The following is a 19,440-nucleotide window of genomic DNA, read 5'->3' as shown; positions in this document are numbered from 1 at the left end:
TTCCCTGGAATGTTAAATTGAGTATAGTACTCCAAAAATAACAGAATTAAATATAATCCATTGGGTTCAACTAAAAAAAGTCACTTTATAGTGACTTTTTTTCTACTATTTTAAAACTGCAATCTTCGCAATAGGGATTTCTTGGTGGAAGTGACAGAAAATGAACCCATTTATAAAAATGTTAGTATTATTAGACTTTATTATATCTGACAGGAAAGTGTTTTATATTTTATTTAGTTTATTAAAAGAAGAGATAATGATATAAAAAATGGTATGATGGATCAATGATTAGAAAAGGAGGTGGGGAAATGGAAAATGAAAAATTTACTATTCCGGCAGTAGGAGGGATTATAGAAGGGAATAGAAATGGAGAAGATATGATCTTGATACAAAAAAGGGTTAAAGATTCCAAGGAAGGTATTGGTTTACTGGAAATACCGGCAGGAAAAATCAGCTCCTTAGATCCTCCAATGAGTCTCAGGAAATTCAGTGGATTTCATTGAAAGTATTAAAGGAAAGGCTGGAAAGATCGCAAAAAGATTTTTATCCAATGCATATCAGTACATTAAAAAAATACCTTAAAATGAAGAATGTGTATTAACAAAAAAGGATGCTGATAGACTAATCAGCATCCTTTTTACTAAACTTTAGTTTTCATCCTTTATTTCAATGGGGTTTTCAGGATAACTCGTCCAATCGGAATAACTTCCTATATACACCTTTCCATTGGAGAAAAATTCACTGTAAACTGCGTAATCTAAAGATGCATTTACCCCGGAACCACATGAAAACACTATATTTTTACTTTTCTATATTATTCAGCTTTTTTTTTACATAGCTTAACTTCTATTTAAATAATATTCAATTATTTCTTAATTCTTGTTACATCTTTTCATAAGATAATTCGCTATTTTCGTTTTTATTTACAACTCTATAAATAAAAGTTATCGCTAAACCTGCAATACTGAAACCTATAGCAATAAGAAAGGCTACTTTGCTCATTTTAGCAATTTTTACCATAATTGTCGGCCCGAAATAACCTGCAACTGCAAATCCTGAAAACATTATTCCGAAATTAACACTGTTGTTTTTAGATCCAAATTGATCTGCTGTAAATCCTGGATATACTCCCATAAATGATCCAAAGCATATTCCGATAATAGATAATCCAATGTAGAATGTTGTTACGTCCCCGTTTCCTGAAATGTATAAGAATCCTAATCCAATCATTGATAGTGAACATGCAAGAGCAAGAGTATTGATTCTTCCTATTTTATCAGAAATACTTCCAGCCCAAATTCTTCCCATTACGTTAAATAATGCTAGTGCTGATACTGCTACAGTAGCTTCCGCAGTAGACATTCCTATAAGTTTTCTAGCCAGCGGTGAAGCTAATGGAATAATCATAAGTCCAGAAAAAGCTCCACAAGTAAGTAAAGTAATCATTATATAGAATTTAGGTGTTTTTAACATTTCTTTCCAATCCATATTAGCTTTAGGTCCTGATTTTTTTTGTACTGGAGGTTCCCATCCCTCAGGTTTAAATCCATCTGGGCATTTTTCTATGAAGAATGCACTAATACATACAATCAGAGTAAATGCTCCACCAATAATCTTAAATGCAGATATTACTCCCATTTTAGCAGTAATAACCGCAGCGATTGGTGGTATTATTACTGAACTGATACCAAATAGAGCTGTTGTTACTCCACCAACAAATCCTCTTTTGTCTGGAAAAAACTTGATAGAAGTACTGATCGTACAACCATATACCATTCCAAGACCTAGTCCTGTTATAACTCCATATGAGAGTATCAACGAACTAACACTTTTAGCAAATCCGGATAATATCATTCCACCACCAAACATAAGTCCGCCAACAAAAATTACTAATTTGGGTCCAAAAGTGTCATTAATTTTTCCTCCAGAGATCATTGTGATAGGACCTACTGAGTTAGCAACGATAAACACAACTGTTAAATGTGCAGGCGTAATTTTCACACCATTAATTTGACTTAAATATTCCGCCATAGGTGCTGAAAACACACTCCATGCATATAAAGAACCAATGCAAAGATTAATAAAACAACTAGCAATTAAAATTAACCATCTTTTTTTTGAATAATCCATATTTCCTCCTATTTTATTGTGATTTTTTTATCTTTTCTTTAGAAATAACAACATAAAATTTAGCGTAGCATCTCCACCTCCCCCTGTTTATATTTTGAGTTTATTGTCATTTATTTTGAAATAACAACTTGGAATCAAGCATAACATATTTTTTCAGACATGTAAACATTTATATGTCTTGATATATATATATTTGTAGATGTAATTTTTATATGATAAAATTATTAAATAAAAATAATTAGAAAAAAGGTGGCTGATAGTATGAGAACTTTAAAATATGCAATTTTAGGACTTTTAAATAGAAGACCTATGACTGGATATGACATTGGAAAAGAATTTAATTATGAATTATCTGAATTTTGGTATGCAAAACACAGCCAAATTTACCCGGAATTAAAAAGATTAGCTAAAGAAGAGTTTGTTACCTATGATATTGAAATTAGTGGAGATATATTAGAAAAAAAACAATATTCTATTACTGAAAAAGGACAAAAAGAACTTCTTATGTGGTTACACAAAGATGAAATTATTGAAAAGACTCCTAAAGATGTTTTTAGATTGCGTATGTATTTTTCTAATAATCTAGATTTAGAATCAAGAATTCACCTTTTAGAAAGTCAGAAAATGCAACATAAGAAGCGTTTATATGCTTTGCAGAAAATTTTAGAACAGTATCCTGTGGTTCCTGATTATAATAGTGATCGTTTTGGAGATTTTATAATATTAGAAGGTGCAATTATACGCCAAGAGAGTCTTCTTAAATGGCTGGATAAATGCATAGATTATTGCAAGAAAGCCCAAGAAGAGAAATAATGGAATTATTCTAAGTTGCCCCTTGTAAAAAAGACCTAAGGATCCCGTTTTTAACGGGGGTTATTTCTTTTCATACAAAACTCCTTCCCAAATCAATAAATTAAAATTTTTAGTCATCAGCGAGGACTCCAAGTGGAGTTCTTTTTTTTATTTCCTGTTCTTTATTTATACGTTTCATTTCAAATATGAGCTATTTAGTAATTTTTAATTATTTTTTTTTAGAAAAACACTTGATTTTTAAAAATAAACATGTTAATATCAACGTATAAATGTTTACATGTTTGAAAAAACTTGTATGTAAAGTAATAAATCATAGCTATGCAAAATTTGCAGGATATGTACTATTAATAGCTGCCTGTTTGTCTACTTACATGAAAGGAATATCAGTAATCATAGCTTGACCATTTGGAAGTCCAATTTATAAAATAAAAATAAGGAGTTGAAAAAGATGGCGAAAATAATATCAGCAAGAGAAGCTGCAAAATTAATTAAAGATGAGTCTACGGTTGTTGCCAGTGGATTTGGTCTTGCTTGTTGGCCAGAGGAAATAGGAATAGGAATAAAGGAAAATTATCTTGAAGAGGGGCACCCTAAAAATATTACTTTAATGCATTCAACTGCAATAGGGAATAGAAAAACTAAGGGAATAGGTCATTTTGCACATGAAGGGCTTGTTAAAAGATGGATTGGTGCTATAACAATAGCTGCACCAGAGTTTGCATCTATGATAGAGCAAAATAAATTAGAAGCTTATAACTTGCCGCAAGGAGTAATAGCACAATTATATAGAGAAATTGCATCTGGAAGACCTGGTGTTATAACAAAGGTAGGTTTAGGAACATATGTGGATCCTAGAATTGAAGGTGGAAAGCTGTCGCCAAGAACAGTAGAAGATATAGTTAAAGTCGTGGATTTTGAAGGGGAAGAATGGCTGTTTTATAAGTCGTTCCCATTGGACGTGGCTATAATTAGAGGAACAATAGCTGATGAAGCCGGTAACCTGACTATGTCAAAAGAAGGTCTGTTAATGGAAGTGCTGCCTATTGCACAAGCAGTTAAAAATTCTGGTGGAATAGTAATAGCACAGGTAGAAGGTATAGCATCAGAAAATACAATCCACCCTAAAGATGTAAAGGTTCCCGGAATTTTAATAGATTACCTAGTGGTATCTAAACCAGAAAATCACTTTCAAACAGAGGCAACAAAATATAATCCAGGATTCTCAGGAGAATTAAAGGTTCCCGTGAAAAACATAGCCTCATTACCAATGGATGAAAGAAAGGTAATAGCCAGACGTGCTGCTATGGAGCTAGAATCAAATACAATCCTAAATCTAGGAGTGGGAATTCCAGCTAATGTAGGAAGTGTTGTAGTAGAGGAAGATGCAAAAGACCTAGTAACATTCACTACAGAAGCAGGTACTATTGGAGGTATACCTGCCGGCGGAGGAGACTTTGGACATGCATATAATCCACAAGCTCTAATTGATCATCATGCTCAGTTTGATTTCTATGACGGTGGAGGAATAGATCTATCTGTTTTAGGATTGGCTCAGACAGATGAATCTGGAAATATAAATGTAAGTAAGTTTGGAACAAGAGTAAATGGGTGTGGAGGATTTATCAACATATCTCAATCAGCTAAGAAACTAATATTTGCAGGAACATTCACAGCAGGTGGATTAAAGCTGAAAGTAGAGGATGGGAAATTAATAATAGAAAATGAGGGTAAACACAAGAAGTTTATTAAAAATGTACAGCAAATTACTTTCAGTGGAAAATATGCATCAAGTGTAGACCAATATGTGCTATATATTACTGAAAGAGCAGTATTTAAACTAATAGATGGAAAAATGACTCTAATCGAAATAGCACCTGGTGTAGATTTAGAAAAAGATATCCTAGCACAGATGGACTTCGTACCAGCAATTTCTAAAGACTTAAAAGTAATGGATGCTGGAATCTTTAGTGAAAATTGGGGACAATTAAAATCGATCCTCGAAAAAAAATAAACAAATAAACAAAAAAAATAAATTAAAATAGAAATAAGGAGTTTAATAAAATGAAGATAACAGAATTATTAGGAATTGAATACCCTATATTTTTAGGTGGAATGGCACAAATCTGTATGGGAGAGTTTGCAGCCTCAGTATCAAATGCAGGTGGACTAGGAGTAATAGCTTCTGGAGGAATGAGTGCAGACGATTTACGTAGAGAAATAAGAATTTGTAAGGGATTAACAGACAAGCCCTTTGGTGTAAATATCATGCTTATGATGCATAATCGTGCTGAGTTAGCTGAAGTATTAGTAGAGGAAAAAGTAAATGTAGCAGTAACTGGAGCAGGAAATCCAGCTCCATTTTTAGAAATGTGGAAGGAAGCGGGAATAAAAGTAATCACAGTAATCCCATCTGTAAAGATAGCAAAGAAGATGGAAGCATTAGGTGTAGATGCAGTAGTAGCAGAAGGGACAGAAGCTGGTGGTCATGTAGGTGAGACAACTACCATGGCTCTTCTTCCCCAAGTAGTAGACGCATTATCTATTCCAGTAATAGGAGCAGGTGGAATTGCAGATGGTAGAGGAGTAGTGGCTGCTTTTGCTTTAGGTGCTCAGGGAGTACAGGTAGGAACTCGTTTTGTAGCAACAAAAGAGTGTCCAGTACATGAAAACTTTAAAATTGCTGTTTTAGAAGCGTCTGATACCGATACTCTTGTTACTGGTAGAAGTCTGGGTGGGCCTGTTAGAGGGATAAAAAATCCTATGACTATGAAGTTCTTAGAGCTTGAAAAGAGAAGTGCATCCAGAGATGAATTAGAAGAATTATCTCTAGGTTCTTTAAGAAAAGCTGTCTTTGAAGGTGACAAAGAAAATGGTTCTGTAATGGCTGGACAAATATGTGGTATGGTAAATGAAATTACTACTGTAAAAGAAGCTATAACAACAATATTTGAAGAAGCTAAAGAAGTTTTAACTAATCTAAAAACTTTTAATTAATTATTTAATAAGACAAGCCCTCAGAAAAAACATTCTGAGAGCTTGTCTTATTATTAAAGGTTCTGGTGTAACAATTATGAAAAAATTAAAATATCTGTATAATATTTTTTATCAAAACTTTTTGAGGAGGAATTTATGACTAAGGCAGAAATACTTTCTAAACTGAATCTGGAAGAACTTATAGGAACTCCATTTGAAAATATGATAGATATTACTAAGATTAAGAGAGGAAGCTCTGTCTATTACGAACGGTTAAAGGAATTCAATACATGCTATATAATAGAAGGACATATTCAGCATATAGTATATACTCCTGATGGAGGGGAATTTTATAGGGACCTCTATGAAGATGAGATCACAGGAGTAAACTTTTGTTTTTCCAAGAAGATTTCACAAGAACGTTTTCGGCTCTTTGATGTGGATATAGTAGCAAAGGAAGATTCTAAGATTGCGTATTTACCCCTTGATAAGATAATGGATCTTGAGTTTAAAGGGAAGAGTGCCGTTCTCAAAAAACTTATAATGATGGGAGTAGAAGATCACTTTAAAGAATTTAAATATCTTCTTCTTAAAAATGTATATTCAGATGAACAGTTCTTTATTAAACACCTGGAAAAGTGCCAAACTATAGATATTGGAAGTACCAGAATAATTTCCGAACATTTGAATATAAATTTGAGAACTCTCCAGAGGTTGTTAAAAAATCTTCAGGATCAGGGTATTATAGAGAGAACGGGGGATAAGCTCTCTATAAAGGACCCTGTTAAGCTGGGGAAATATAAGGAAAAATTTGAAAAGTAGAGGCCTCAAAGCCTCTACTTTTTTATATAATAGAAAATTATGGTATTCGCGCCTATTGGCGTGGGATTTTCAAACAAACCAGTTTATAATGTCTATATAAGAAATAAAAACTTTAGAAAGTTTATATTTAATTAATAAAAAATGGAGGTATTTAAATGAAAAATTTTATCGGAACACAAATGATTTATACGTATGCCAATGGATGGGAATATGAAATCTATATAAAAAATGAGGATACTGTAGATTACCGTATTCACAGCGGTATGGTAGGCGGAAGATGGGTAAAGGAACAAAAGATGCATCTAGTGGAGTTAACAAAAGGTGTTTACAAAATATCATGGACCGAGCCTACTGGAACAGATGTAAGTTTAAATTTTATGCTGGAAGATAATAAAATGCATGGTGTAATTTTCTTTCCAAAATGGGTACACGATCATTCAGAAATAACTGTATGTTATCAAAATGATTACATCGATTTAATGGAAGAATCCAGAGAAAAATATGAAACATACCCTAAGGATGTTGTAGATGAGTTTGCAGCTATTACTTATGTAAAAAATGTAGGAGTTAACAACGAAAATATAATTTCCGAAGCTCCCTATAAAGGAATGTCAGATGAAATAAGAGCAGGTAGCTTTTATAAATAATCTATTTTCTAAAAAAGAAGGAGGGGTAAATTATGAGTACTTATATATTGGTTCATGGAGCATGGCATGGAGGGTGGTGCTGGGATAAAGTCGTTTCCCTGTTAAAAGAAAAAGGACACAAGGTTTTGGCTCCAGACCTGCCGGGGCATGAACAGAAGGATCCAATTCCACCTGGCCAAATTACTCTACAGGATTATGTAGATAAACTTTGCAAGGTTCTGGACGAACAGTCTGAACCGGTGTATCTCGTTGGCCACAGTATGGGAGGAGCCGTCATCACTCAGACAGCTGAATTCCGGCCAGACAAGATCAAAAAACTTGTCTACGTCAGTGCATTTTTACTTCAAAATGGTGAATCCCTGACGACAATTGCTTCGGTGGATGAAGATACCCTGCTCTTCCCTAATACGGCGATTTCCGAAGATAAAGCTTATGCCACTGTAGGAGAAGATTTGATAAAGAAAATCTTTTTTGGTGACTGCTCCCACGAGGATGTAGAAAGAGCAAAGTCGCTCTTGACTAATCAACCGGCAGCTCCTCTTATTACACCGGTTGAAACAACTTCTGAAAACTTCGGCCGGGTATCGAGAATTTATATCTCTTGCACACACGACAGGGCTATTTCTCCTTCTGCACAGAAGAAGATGTATACAAATTCTCCCTGTGAAAAAGTGATTAAAATGAATACCAGTCACTCTCCTTTTCTTGCAGCTCCTGATGAGCTAGCAGGTCATCTGCTTTCACTATAAGGCTAAAGATCAGAAGGTTTCATCAAAGGAATGGGATAAGGCATACAACTAAAAAGGCAAGTCGATAAAATGAATCGATTTGCCTTTTTAGGATATGAAATATGAAAGTTTCAATTGCTTATTATGGAGTTTTCATTCTTTGTTTCAATGGGGTTTTCAGAATAACTCGTCCAATCGGAATAACTTCCTATATACACCTTTCCATTGGAGAAAAATTCACTGTAAACTGCGTAATCTAAAGATGCATTTACCCCGGAACCACATGAAAACACTATATTTTTATACTTATCCAGCCTCCTGAAGATTTCTTTTAATTCATCTATGGATCTTACCTTTCCATCTTTTAACAGTGACTTTGAATCAATACAAAGAGCTGTGGGGATATGACCCGGCTTAGAATAAAATGGTTCATTCAGGCCTAAATATCTTTCGTGGGATCTGCATTCTACCAGGGAGATATCTTTATCCAATATTCCCTCTTTAACTTCATTGATCTCAGCATATATATCATTTTGGATCTCAAAATCATATCTGCTGTTCTCTGGTAATGGAGTTTCCTCCTCAGTTACCCTTCCCCCTTCTTTTACCCACTGTGCATATCCGCCATCTAATATTTTAATATCTTCATGGCCGATATATTTAAACATCCAAAATGCTCTGGCTGCTGTAACCATCTCCTCATCATATACGACGATAGAGCTGTCCTTTGTTATTCCTAATCTTTCAATTTTTTCTATGAACTCCCCCATCTCAGGCAGTGGTCTTGACCCACCATGCTCTTTTTTTACTCCTGCTAAGTCCCTGTCTAAATCTATGAAAAAAGACCCGTCAATGTGCTCTTCCTTATATTTTTTCTGTCCGTACTCTTTATCGTGTAGATCAAACCTTACATCTAGGATTACCACTTCTTTTAAATTTTCTTTTAGTCTATTTACACTTATAAAATTATTCATTTTAAAGCCTCCTGCAAAATATTTATATTTGTGTTATTAAATAATTTTTATAAAAACTACCTAATAAATATACCATAGATAAGTAAAAAAGACCTCTTTTTCAAGAAGCCTTTATATTCTAAACCTTATTTCTTAAAGTAAGTCATATCCACATGGGGAATACCGTCCTCTGAATAAACCTCGGAAACCGCTTCAAATCCCAGACTTTCATAGAATTTTTTCAGATAATCCTGTGCTCCTATGGTTATCTTCTTTTCGCCCCAGTTATGAATTATATAATCCATCCCGGCTTGTACAATTTTTCTGGCTAACCCTCTTCCCCTTGCCTGGCAGGTTACTAAAACCCTTCCTATGGAAGGTTCATCATATGAAATTCCTGGTTTTATAACTCTTAGATAAGCCAGAATTTTATCATCTTCCTCAATCATAATATGAACTGATTCCAGATCTTTTCCATCTAAATCGTTATAGACACAGTCCTGTTCTACCACAAAGACCTCCGATCTCACCCTTAATATTTCATATACTTCCCTGGTTGTAAGATCGTCAAAATTTTTAATCTCTAAATTCATTTTCTAATACCTCCCTTTCATACCTTATATATATAACAAGATATCATTTTTTTGAAATGTTTACAATAAAAGCCCTTTTACCCTATTCAAGACCTATATGAATTTAAAAATAATCCGGCCCTGTTGAGAAACAAACTTTTATATGATATTATAAAAAGAAAAAGGAGAATTATATGCAGAAAATAATATTAGATTGTGATCCGGGGATGGATGATGCTTTAGCTGTCATAACAGGCTTAGCAGATAAGAATATAGAGATATTGGGAATAACTACTGTGGCTGGAAATGTAGAACTTTCCCATACAACAAGAAATGCGTTAAATCTTTTGGAGTATTTAAATGAAGATCTAGATGTATATTGCGGATTAGATAAACCATTAAAAAGGGATCTGCATACAGCAACTGAATTTCACGGAGAAACAGGGATGGGAGACATAGAACTTCCCAATTCATCCAAGGGATTTTCAAAAAGATATGCAGAATTTTATCTGGAGTGTGCTGAAAAATATCCCCAGGAAGTTGAATTAGTTGCCGTAGGGCCCTTAACAAACGTTGCTGCAGCACTGACTAAATACCCGGAATTAAAAACTCTTTTAAAGGGAATAACTATTATGGGGGGATCACTTTGCGGCGGGAATATAACTCCCCATGCAGAATTTAATATTTTTGTTGATCCAGAGGCGGCAAACATAGTATTTAGTTCAGGTTTAGAAGTAAAAATGGTTGGATTAGATGCTACTATGAAGGGGCAGTTCACAATTAATGAACTGGAGGATCTCAGAAAATCTAATTCTAAATACAGCAGGGCGACAATGGAAATTTTTGATTCTATGTTCAGAGTCAGGGAAAAAATAGGAATGACAAGTGTAACCTTCCACGATACAATAGCCATGATCGCACCTGTATATGAGGATGCATTTAAGTTTGAAGAAAAAAATATATTAGTTGGAATAGATGAGAAAAGGGGAGAAACTGCTGAAAATTTTTGTGGCGGTAAAATAATGGTAGCTGTTGATTTTGATAAAACTTGGTTTAAAAAATATTTAATTGAGACATTAAATTAAAACAAAAAAGGTAACTTCTGTAGTCTACAGAAGTTACCTTTTTTTTATCCAGGAAATTATAAATCAGAAGATTTACAAAAGAAGAATCTTTTTTAAAGTATGATGGTTATCAAAAAAGACCGATAATAAATTAATATAATATAAAAAAAAACAAAATTATAAAAACCAAAATAAATATGAAATTGACCTTTATGAAGACTAGAAGAAAAATAGCAGGTATAAATTCTTATTCAAAAGATTTATTTACTTATAATTTTGTAAATATATTTAAAAATGATATTGACAATAATTAAATTAGGGTATATAACTATATTAGAAAATAATTATATAGTTGTGGAGGGGTATTATGGAAAAAGATATGGTTAAAGTTTTTAAGGGACTCGGGCATCCCATAAGGCTTAAAATAGTAAAAAAACTCGGAAAAGAACGTCTGTGTGTCTGTGAACTTCAAAAAGATGTGGAATTTTCCCAGTCTAATCTTTCTCAGCATTTAAAAATAATGAGGGATTCGGGAATCCTTACTGCAGAAAAGGAAGGACTCAAGGTGATGTATCAGATAAAAGATGAAAATTTACTTAAGGTTATCCACACAGTAAAGGAAATCCTGGATCTCAGATATTTAGAGGAGGCGAAGCAATCATGATAAAGTATATATTTTCCTTTGGCTGGCTTGACCAGGGAACCACCTGGATTCTTAAAAATTTAGGAGTAGATATGGGAAGCAGATTTGGCGGATCGGTTCATTTCTTTATCTATGATGTAATAAAGATTCTCATCCTCCTTTCCATAATGGTATTTGCTATCTCCTATATAAGAAGTTATTTTTCTGTAGAGAAAACAAAAAAGATCTTGGAAAAAATGGGAGGGTTAAGGGCACATATAGCAGCCAGTCTTCTGGGAATAGTGACACCTTTTTGTTCTTGTTCCAGTGTCCCGCTCTTCATAGGATTTATAGAGGGGGGAATTCCCCTTGGAGTGACCTTTTCCTTTCTTATAACCTCCCCCATTGTAAATGAGGCAGCCTTTGTGATTTTACTGGGAACTTTCGGCCTTAAGATAGCGGGTTATTATGTTCTTGCAGGAGTGGTCTTAGGGATCTTAGGGGGGTATCTGATCCATATTTTAAAACTTGAAAGATATGTAGAAGAATATGTATATGAGATAAAAATGGGAGAAAGTCAGATAAGAGTTTTATCCAGAAGGGAAAGACTGGAATTTGCCAAAAGCAATGTAAGGGAGATCGTAGGAAGAATATGGAAGTATCTTTTAATCGGTATAGGAATAGGGGCTCTTATCCACGGATGGGCTCCGGAAGAGATTCTTTCTGAATATGCAGGACCGAAAAACCCATTGGCAGTACTCTTTGCTACAATTATAGCTATTCCCCTTTATTCCAATGCCATGGGGACTATTCCCATTGCAGAAGCCTTGATAAATAAAGGAGTAGGGATGGGAACGGCCCTGGCATTTATGATGGCTACCACAGCTCTGTCGCTGCCGGAGATGATACTGCTCAGAAAGGTGATAAAGCCCAAACTCATAGGAGTATTTACAGGGATAACAGGGATGGGAATAGTGGCAGTAGGATATCTTTTTAATATGATTATATAAAAGATGAACATAATTAACGGTATTTATTGAAGGATTAAGGGGGATAAAGTGTTTTCAGAAAAATTGATTAAATCGTCTCAATGGAAAAAGAATTTCTATGAGAAATATACTTGGATAATATTTTTGTTGATGTGGATTTTGCCGCTGATTGATATCAGATTTGGAATTTTAGGCTTAATTTCTATGACTATGGCAGTAATTCTATCTCTTTTTAGTAAGGGAAAACCTCACTGTGCCTATTTTTGCCCCAGAGGCGGGGGGTTACAAAAATTATTAAGAAGGTTTAGTTTAGGGCTTAAGACACCTGAATTTTTAAATAATAAGGTCGTCAGATATGGATTTACAATATTTTTAACAATAAAAGTAGTTTTAGGAATTATAAGTGCTGAAAATATATATGATCTGGGATCAGCTATGTATTTTGGATTTGTAGCTACCAGTATTTTGGCAATTACAATGGGGTTACTGATAAAACCCAGAGTTTATTGTGGTCAGCTGTGCCATGCTGGGAATATTGCCGGACTTATTAATACAATAAAAAAGCAAGGTGACGTTGCATCCAGATAGGCATAATCTAGTATTTTGGTGACACCCTTGCGGGTATAATTTTCTAGATAATAATAATAAATAATTTTAAAATAGGGAGGAATTAATAGTGGAAATTAAAATATTGGGAACAGGGTGTAATAAGTGTGATGATCTTTATGACAATGTGGTAAAAGCACTTTCTAAAGCGGGAAAGGAGGCAGATATAGAAAAGGTAGAGAATATAGTAACTATAATGTCCTTTGGTGTAATGAGTACTCCGGCTCTTGTTATCGACGGGAAAGTAGTGATCAGCGGAAGGTCTGCTAAGGTAGAAGAAATAGAGAAGTTACTTAAATAAATTTATAAACAGGGGGCAATTATGAGTATTCAGACTGTGAAACAATATTTTAAAGATAATAATCTTCCTTTAAAGGTTATTGAAACCAATGAAGATACTTCTACTGTGGAAAAAGCAGCCAAAGCCCTAGGCGTGGAACCTGACATGATAGCCAAAACTTTGGCATTTAAGTTAAAAGAAAAAGAAATTTTAATTTTAACTAAAGGAAGAGCTAAAACAGATAATAGAAAATTTAAAGATTATTTTAAAGAAAAGCCTAAATTTGTTAACCTCGAAAAGGTTGAGGAAGTTACAAGCCATCCCATAGGAGGTGTCTGTCCCTTTGGTCTGCCAAAAAAATTAGAGATATATCTGGATATATCCTTAAAGGAATTTACCACAGTATATCCGGCAGGAGGTTCTCCTAATTCTGCCGTAAAGATAGATGTAGATTATCTTGCAGAGGTAACTAAAGGAACTTGGATAGACATAACTAAACAAGAATTAGTCTAAGGTCTAGCCCGCAGATAGAATTTTACAAAAAATCAGGTTAGCCTGGTTTTTTTTATTATTTAAGATTTATAATTATTTCAATGGTAACCAATGTTACAGAAGATTCAAATTTAATCTGTTATAATATTTTTGAGTAAAAAAGCAACGTGACGTTGCATCCAGACAAACACAATCTAGGTTTTTTATTCTCTTTGCGAGTATAATTTTCTAGATATTAAAAAATCTAAATAAAAGGGTGATTGAAATGTTATACATTTTATACTACACAGAGACAGGAAATACAGAAAGGGTGGCATTAAAACTTAAGGAAAGGCTAAAGACAGCAGTGGTAGCAAATATTAATGATTTTGATTCTGATATACTCAAAGAGGAGGACACTCTTATTCTGGGATGTGCTGCTTATGGAGATGAAGAGTTGAGTGCAGAGATGGAAATATTTGTAGATAAGATTAATTATGAATGGAATGGAAAAACATTGGGGTTATTTGGCAGTTATGGTTCAGGTGACGGCACTTGGATGGATAGATGGGTAAAAAAGATGGATGATATAGGGGCTAAAGTTGTAGATAATGGATTGAGAATTCAGAGAGACTCTATTGAAGGTAGATCATATGATGAGTATGCTGGTTTTTTTAAGGAGGTAATGGAGATGAAATATTCAAAGGATAGTCTTCCTAAGGAAGCGGTTAAAGTAGGAGAAACACCATTTATGACAGGAGAAAATGTTTTTCCCGGGATTTTAGAAAAACATATGGCTCCTAAAGAAAAATATGGATATATAGTTGTTGAAGAAGGAAGTCTTGATTTTGTATGGGAAGATAACTTAGAAGAAGTATTTACTGTAGATAAGAACCATCCTTTCCTTATAGAACCGGAGAGATATCATCATGTTATAATTACAGAAGAGGTTAAATTTAAGGTAGAATTTTATAAATTTGAGAAAGAGATTAAAGAGAGCTGTGTGGAAGCTCTAAGACCTGGTGAATCTTTTATAAAATAATTTAGTGTAGATGGCTCTTACTTTTAAGAGCCGTTTTTTTTCTTGCTCTTTTTTAATAATTTTATGATTAAGGGGATTTTTTATGGAAAAAATAAAGCTAAAGTACATAAAATTATCGGATCCCTGGAAGAGATGAAAGCAAAGACAGGACTTAAATTTCTAGCTGCGGCAGTAGAAACAAAATAAACAGTAATAAAATATAAGAGGAAATTTAAACTTAAAGAGCAATATATTAATATGTTCTATTATTTAAATAGTTCGATAAAAATTTTATTCCCATCATAGCAGGAGATTTAAAAAATGTTTTTACTTATTTTTAGAGGTGATTTATGAGAAATTTGAGAAAGATAGGGAAAAGTTTTCGTTATACCGTTCTCTTTATAGTAATTATTAATATTCTGTTTATAGGAGGTGTATGGATTTATTCAACATATAATTATTTTAATGAAGAATCGGAAAAAATAAAACAGGAATATACCCTCAGGGAAAAAATGAGAGTGAAGGATGCTGTCAACCAGGTTATAGAAAGGATAGAATATCATAAATCGGAAACGGAGAAAATTTTGGATAAAAGAATCAAAGAAAGAGCCTATGAAGCCCATGATATGGCTGTGGTTATCTATGAAAAATATAAGGGGGATAAAAGTGATGAAGAAATAGAAAAACTCATCAAAGAAACCCTGGAGGTCATCAGATTCAATGATGGGAGAGGATATTATTTTGGCGGAAATATCAATAAGGGAAAACTTTTATTTACCTCTAACCCCGACTATGTGGGGGAAATGGTTTTAGATTACAGGGGAGCTGACGGAAGATATATCTTCAGGGAAATGGTGGATCTGGTAAAGGAAAAAGGAGAAGGCTTCTATGAATATATGTGGGCAAAACCCGGAGATACAGGGTATGACCATAGAAAAAAATCATTTTTAAAACTCTTTAAACCTCTCAATCTATGGATAGGAACAGGAGCATATTTTAAAGATGTGGAAGAGGATATAAAAAAAGATATTTTAAATGAGATAACCCACCGAAGTCCGGATAATGGGAAATATATTTTTGTACTGGATTTTTCAGGAAAACTTCTGGCTACGGAAGATATAGATCAAAAGAAAGACATAGGAGAAAATTTGTGGGAGTTGAAAGATGATAACGATATAAAAATAGTACAGGAATTAAAAAAAATATCTGTAAAGCCCCAGGGGGGATTTTTAAACTATAATTGGATAAAACCGGGAGATGAAAATAAAGAAGTTCCTAAAATGACCTTTGTCAGGGCAGTAGATGGCTGGGAATGGATGGTAGGAACTGGTGTTTATCTGGATGATATAGACAAAACAATTTCTACCAATAAAAAAATTTTAATGGATCAAATGAAGGAAATTTTAATGGAAATTTCACTTTTCATATTTTTAATGGGTGGAATAATTTTTTTATCTGAATTTTATGTAATGAAGAAAGTAAAGAGATTCATAGATGAAAGCGAAACTATATATGAAACACTGATAAATTTATCCCTTGACGGGATTTATCTGGGAAATGAAAAGGGGGAAATAGAAGATTGTAATATCAGTGCATATAAAATGCTGGGATATACAAGGGAAGAATTAGATACTTTATCCCTGTATGATTTTCAAAAAAATAATTTGGATGATTTAAGTGCTCCGAAGGATATTATTACAGGGGATTCCTACGAAGAAAGAATTTTTAAAAAAAAGAATGGAAAATTTATTTTTATAGAACTAAATTCAAAATATGTAAAACTTAACAATAAAAAGATGCTGATCGCCTTTGTAAGAGATATTACAAACAGGAAAAAAATGGAAAAAAGACTCATAGAACTATCAATAACAGATGGGCTGACGGGGCTGAGCAACAGAAGACATCTTCTAAACCAGCTGGAAGTGAAACTAAAGGAGGTCAATGCTGAGAAACCCCTGTGTATCTCCATGATCGATATCGATCATTTTAAAAAAATCAATGACACTTTAGGGCATTGTGCAGGAGATGAAGTTTTAAAGGAATTTGCCAGAATTTTGACCGGGAATCTTCGGAAAACAGACCTCATAGGCAGATACGGAGGGGAAGAATTTTTAATAGTCCTTCCTGATACTTCTCTGGAAGAGGCAGAAAAACTAATGGAAAAAATAAGGCTGAAAGTTTATAATTCCTCCTGGAAATATCCGGAACTCCGGGTAAGTTTCAGTGGGGGTTTATCAGAGGTAAATGATCCGAAAAACATGAGTTTAGAAAATATAGTGATTAAAGTGGATGAACTGCTCTACAAAGCCAAGGAGGGCGGCCGAAATAAAATTGAGGTAAGTTAATAAAGAGAACAAAATAAGTTAATACTAAAAACTTTGTAGTACCTGCGGATCTTTAATCTATGATCTAAGGCAGCTAATAAAAAATCAAAAGAATTGTTAAAATGAAGGATTAAAAATTTTTAAGCATAATAAAAATACTGATTACTAGATTTAGTAATCAAAAAACAGGCTGATCTTTCGGATCAGCCTGTTTTTTGATTCAAGTCTGTAAACACCACTATTTAATTTCAATATCCATTGAATTTTCTTCTTTAATTACTTCAAATTTAGGGAGTAGTATAGCTAAGATACCATTTTTATGCTCACTGGAAATTTTTTCAAGATTTACGTCTTTAGGCACAGTAAAACTTTTAGTAAAAGACTGGCTTTTGAACTCTCTCCTATGATAATTTTTTTCCTTATACTCGTCTGAATTTTCCTGCTCATATGAGATGGTCAAAACCCTTCCTTTACAAGTTATCTTTATATTTTCTTTTTTTATACCTGGTATTGAAAGATCTACTTGGTAGTTTTCTTCATTTTCTGAAACATTTATAGGAGGCATAATTCTTTTATGTAATAATCGGTCTGTAAAAATGTCATCCTCAAATAAATTTCCAAAAACATTAGGGTAAAAAAAATCATGTTTTTTAACTAAATTGGACATAACTAGCCCTCCCATGAATAAATGTAAAAAAACGATAAAAATAAATCACACATTATTGCTGGCTTCTACATTAAATATATATTTTTCTAGATTATCAAATTAAATGCAACTGCGTATTCTCCTCTGGGTGTTTCATACTTTTTCATGATTGCTCCACCAGAACCTATTTAATTTCAATATCTATTGTATTTTCTTTTTTAGTTACTTCGATTTTAGGAAGTAATATAGATAAGATACCATCTTTATGCTCACTGGAAATCTTTTCAAGATTAACATTTTCAGGTACAGTAAAACTTCTGGAAAAAGACTGACTCTTAAACTCTCTTCTATGATAATTTTTTTCCTTATACTCGTCTGATTTTTTTTGCTTATATGAGATGGTCAAAACCCTTCCCTTACAAGTTATCTTTATATTTTCTTTTTTTATACCTGGTATTGAAACATCTACCTGGTAGTTTTCCTCATTTTCTAAAACATTTATAGGAGGCATAATTCTCCTATGTAATAATCGGTCTGTAAAAATGTCATCTTCAAATAAACTTCTAAAAATATCGGGGTTAAAAAAATCATATTTTTTAATTAAATTGGACATAACTATCCCTCCTATGAACAAATAAACAATAAAAATTAATCACACATTTTTATAAGATCTAACAATATGTTCACCGTTATTTCTAAAAATCCTTTATTTTTTTAACCTAAGTATTGTTATCAAAATAAAAGGATTTTATTGTATCTCATTGTATAGAATATTTGCGTTGTATAATATTATTGGGAGAACTAAAGACAAAACAAGAAAGGGTGAGACTATGGATCTTATAAAATTGCTGCTATCGGAAATTAAAAACTTCCATATATTGGGTTATTGGATACTATTTTGCCCAGTCTCTTGATTTTATAAAAATGTGGTTAGGACACGCAGGGTTTTTTTTAGCGGTTCTTGTCTGTTTATTTATTCTCCTTTACATCCTCAAAAATTACCTTGTGAAGAAAGATCGGTAAATTAATGTTGCATGAAATGACTCAATAACGGCATTATCATAACAGTTACCTCCTCTACCCAATGGAAACTTTATCCGTTTTTATCTATGTAATGAAGGAGTAGATTATCGGTCTGTTTAAGTCTGCGCGAAATCTCTCTGGCTATGTTAAGAATCAGCAAACAAAAAAGATCCTTATCGGTATTGTAGAAGTCGAAAAGCATTTTTTTAGAGATCACAGCAAGCTCTACATCTCCTACAGCTATTGCAGACAGGGTATGCGGATGTATCCCTATTATAGATTCTTCGCCGATACAGTTTCCTTCTACAAATTCAAAGAGTTGATAACTGGTATAATTTATATCTTCAATTAGTCTTATTTTACCCTTGAGTATTATATAGATATAGGTAGGGGCTTCACCTTGTTTAAAGATAAATTCTTTATCTTTATATGTTACTTTTTGCAATGTCTTTAAGATTTTATAGAGTTGGGTATCGTTAAGACCTCCAAAGATAGAGATTTTAACAAGGATGTTAATAATTTTATCCATTTCAAAGAAAGGCATTAATTCTTTCATAATCGGCTCCTTTTGTGGGCTAATACGGGGGTTTAAATGGATGTAACGTATGGGGGATCATAAATTATATCTACAAGGAAAAACAAAAAATCCTTTTATTTTTCAGAGGAATGTCATACCAGTTAAAATCATCAATTATCGCGGACAAAATCCAAAATAAAACAAAGACAAAAATTAAAATAATAATAAATAAAAGGACA

22 protein-coding genes are annotated in these 19,440 nt (G+C 33.2%); 15 read left to right on the top strand and 7 right to left on the bottom strand.

The window, feature by feature from the left end; translation table 11 throughout:
• Nucleotides 1–308 precede the first annotated feature (308 nt).
• Nucleotides 309–503 (top strand): hypothetical protein, encoded by a 195-nt coding sequence (locus DYH56_RS06280; RefSeq protein ID WP_233500001.1) that lies wholly within the window; start codon nt 309–311, stop codon nt 501–503.
• 144 nt (nt 504–647) lie between these two features.
• Here the strand turns inward: DYH56_RS06280 and DYH56_RS15955 are convergent, their stop codons facing one another.
• Entirely contained in the window at nt 648–794 is a 147-nt protein-coding gene (locus DYH56_RS15955; RefSeq protein ID WP_158539080.1) for a hypothetical protein, read from the bottom strand.
• Between the two features lie 88 nt (nt 795–882).
• Nucleotides 883–2,130: an L-lactate MFS transporter gene (locus DYH56_RS06275; protein ID WP_114642015.1), complete on the bottom strand. Its 1,248-nt coding sequence runs from the start codon at nt 2,128–2,130 to the stop codon at nt 883–885.
• Between the two features lie 261 nt (nt 2,131–2,391).
• Here DYH56_RS06275 and DYH56_RS06270 point away from each other — a divergent pair, with 261 nt between their 5' ends.
• The 6 genes from DYH56_RS06270 (at nt 2,392) to DYH56_RS06245 (ending at nt 8,134) form a co-directional block, all read left to right on the top strand.
• Complete coding sequence (locus tag DYH56_RS06270; protein WP_114642014.1) at nt 2,392–2,943, top strand: PadR family transcriptional regulator; 552 nt, start codon at nt 2,392–2,394, stop codon at nt 2,941–2,943.
• A gap of 448 nt (nt 2,944–3,391) precedes the next feature.
• Nucleotides 3,392–4,954, top strand: a complete 1,563-nt coding sequence (locus DYH56_RS06265) for an acyl CoA:acetate/3-ketoacid CoA transferase (RefSeq protein WP_114642013.1) — start codon at nt 3,392–3,394, stop codon at nt 4,952–4,954.
• 50 nt (nt 4,955–5,004) lie between these two features.
• A complete protein-coding gene (locus tag DYH56_RS06260; RefSeq protein ID WP_114642012.1) occupies nt 5,005–5,937 on the top strand; it encodes a nitronate monooxygenase in 933 nt (310 codons plus the stop codon).
• A gap of 135 nt (nt 5,938–6,072) precedes the next feature.
• A complete protein-coding gene (locus DYH56_RS06255; RefSeq protein ID WP_114642011.1) occupies nt 6,073–6,738 on the top strand; it encodes a Crp/Fnr family transcriptional regulator in 666 nt (221 codons plus the stop codon).
• 155 nt (nt 6,739–6,893) lie between these two features.
• Nucleotides 6,894–7,385: a phenolic acid decarboxylase gene (gene padC, locus DYH56_RS06250; protein ID WP_114642010.1), complete on the top strand. Its 492-nt coding sequence runs from the start codon at nt 6,894–6,896 to the stop codon at nt 7,383–7,385.
• A gap of 32 nt (nt 7,386–7,417) precedes the next feature.
• Nucleotides 7,418–8,134, top strand: a complete 717-nt coding sequence (locus tag DYH56_RS06245) for an alpha/beta fold hydrolase (protein WP_114642009.1) — start codon at nt 7,418–7,420, stop codon at nt 8,132–8,134.
• Nucleotides 8,135–8,244: 110 nt separating this feature from the next.
• Here the strand turns inward: DYH56_RS06245 and DYH56_RS06240 are convergent, their stop codons facing one another.
• Together DYH56_RS06240 and DYH56_RS06235 are read right to left on the bottom strand one after the other, a co-directional pair.
• Nucleotides 8,245–9,087, bottom strand: a complete 843-nt coding sequence (locus tag DYH56_RS06240) for a sulfurtransferase (protein ID WP_114642008.1) — start codon at nt 9,085–9,087, stop codon at nt 8,245–8,247.
• A 125-nt stretch (nt 9,088–9,212) separates the two neighbouring features.
• The gene (locus DYH56_RS06235; protein WP_114642007.1) at nt 9,213–9,659 is read right to left on the bottom strand and encodes a GNAT family N-acetyltransferase; all 447 of its coding nucleotides are present in this window, start codon (nt 9,657–9,659) and stop codon (nt 9,213–9,215) included.
• 173 nt (nt 9,660–9,832) lie between these two features.
• On the opposite strand from DYH56_RS06235, the gene DYH56_RS06230 reads away from it, so the two are divergent.
• The 8 genes from DYH56_RS06230 to DYH56_RS06195 all read left to right on the top strand — a co-directional run bounded on the left by DYH56_RS06230 (nt 9,833) and on the right by DYH56_RS06195 (nt 17,036).
• Nucleotides 9,833–10,723, top strand: a complete 891-nt coding sequence (locus tag DYH56_RS06230; RefSeq protein ID WP_114642006.1) for a nucleoside hydrolase — start codon at nt 9,833–9,835, stop codon at nt 10,721–10,723.
• A gap of 346 nt (nt 10,724–11,069) precedes the next feature.
• Nucleotides 11,070–11,366 carry an ArsR/SmtB family transcription factor gene (locus DYH56_RS06225; RefSeq protein ID WP_114642005.1) on the top strand — a complete coding sequence of 99 codons (297 nt, stop codon included), beginning with the start codon at nt 11,070–11,072 and terminating at the stop codon, nt 11,364–11,366.
• Nucleotides 11,363–12,334, top strand: coding sequence for a permease (locus DYH56_RS06220; protein ID WP_114642004.1), 972 nt, complete (start codon nt 11,363–11,365; stop codon nt 12,332–12,334). The genes DYH56_RS06225 and DYH56_RS06220 overlap by 4 nt, the downstream gene beginning before the upstream one ends.
• 48 nt (nt 12,335–12,382) lie before the next feature.
• Nucleotides 12,383–12,901 (top strand): 4Fe-4S binding protein, encoded by a 519-nt coding sequence (locus tag DYH56_RS06215; protein WP_114642003.1) that lies wholly within the window; start codon nt 12,383–12,385, stop codon nt 12,899–12,901.
• Between the two features lie 88 nt (nt 12,902–12,989).
• Nucleotides 12,990–13,220, top strand: a complete 231-nt coding sequence (locus DYH56_RS06210) for a thioredoxin family protein (RefSeq protein ID WP_114642002.1) — start codon at nt 12,990–12,992, stop codon at nt 13,218–13,220.
• Between the two features lie 21 nt (nt 13,221–13,241).
• Nucleotides 13,242–13,712 (top strand): YbaK/EbsC family protein, encoded by a 471-nt coding sequence (locus DYH56_RS06205; RefSeq protein WP_114642001.1) that lies wholly within the window; start codon nt 13,242–13,244, stop codon nt 13,710–13,712.
• Between the two features lie 244 nt (nt 13,713–13,956).
• A complete protein-coding gene (locus tag DYH56_RS06200) occupies nt 13,957–14,712 on the top strand; it encodes a flavodoxin domain-containing protein (RefSeq protein ID WP_114642000.1) in 756 nt (251 codons plus the stop codon).
• Nucleotides 14,713–15,041: 329 nt separating this feature from the next.
• Complete coding sequence (locus DYH56_RS06195) at nt 15,042–17,036, top strand: cache domain-containing protein (RefSeq protein ID WP_114641999.1); 1,995 nt, start codon at nt 15,042–15,044, stop codon at nt 17,034–17,036.
• A 217-nt stretch (nt 17,037–17,253) separates the two neighbouring features.
• On the opposite strand, the gene DYH56_RS06190 is transcribed toward DYH56_RS06195, so the two are convergent.
• From DYH56_RS06190 to DYH56_RS06180, 3 genes are all read right to left on the bottom strand, one after another.
• Nucleotides 17,254–17,682 (bottom strand): Hsp20/alpha crystallin family protein, encoded by a 429-nt coding sequence (locus tag DYH56_RS06190; RefSeq protein ID WP_114641998.1) that lies wholly within the window; start codon nt 17,680–17,682, stop codon nt 17,254–17,256.
• 163 nt (nt 17,683–17,845) lie between these two features.
• Nucleotides 17,846–18,274, bottom strand: coding sequence for an Hsp20/alpha crystallin family protein (locus DYH56_RS06185; protein ID WP_114641997.1), 429 nt, complete (start codon nt 18,272–18,274; stop codon nt 17,846–17,848).
• A 480-nt stretch (nt 18,275–18,754) separates the two neighbouring features.
• Complete coding sequence (locus tag DYH56_RS06180; RefSeq protein WP_114641996.1) at nt 18,755–19,240, bottom strand: Crp/Fnr family transcriptional regulator; 486 nt, start codon at nt 19,238–19,240, stop codon at nt 18,755–18,757.
• Nucleotides 19,241–19,440: the final 200 nt, after the last annotated feature.

The organism is Psychrilyobacter piezotolerans (genome assembly GCF_003391055.1).
GTDB classification, from domain to species: Bacteria; Fusobacteriota; Fusobacteriia; order Fusobacteriales; family Fusobacteriaceae; genus Psychrilyobacter; species Psychrilyobacter piezotolerans.
Note: the sequence above shows the minus strand (reverse complement) of the source record. Positions and strands in the feature narration are given on the sequence as shown.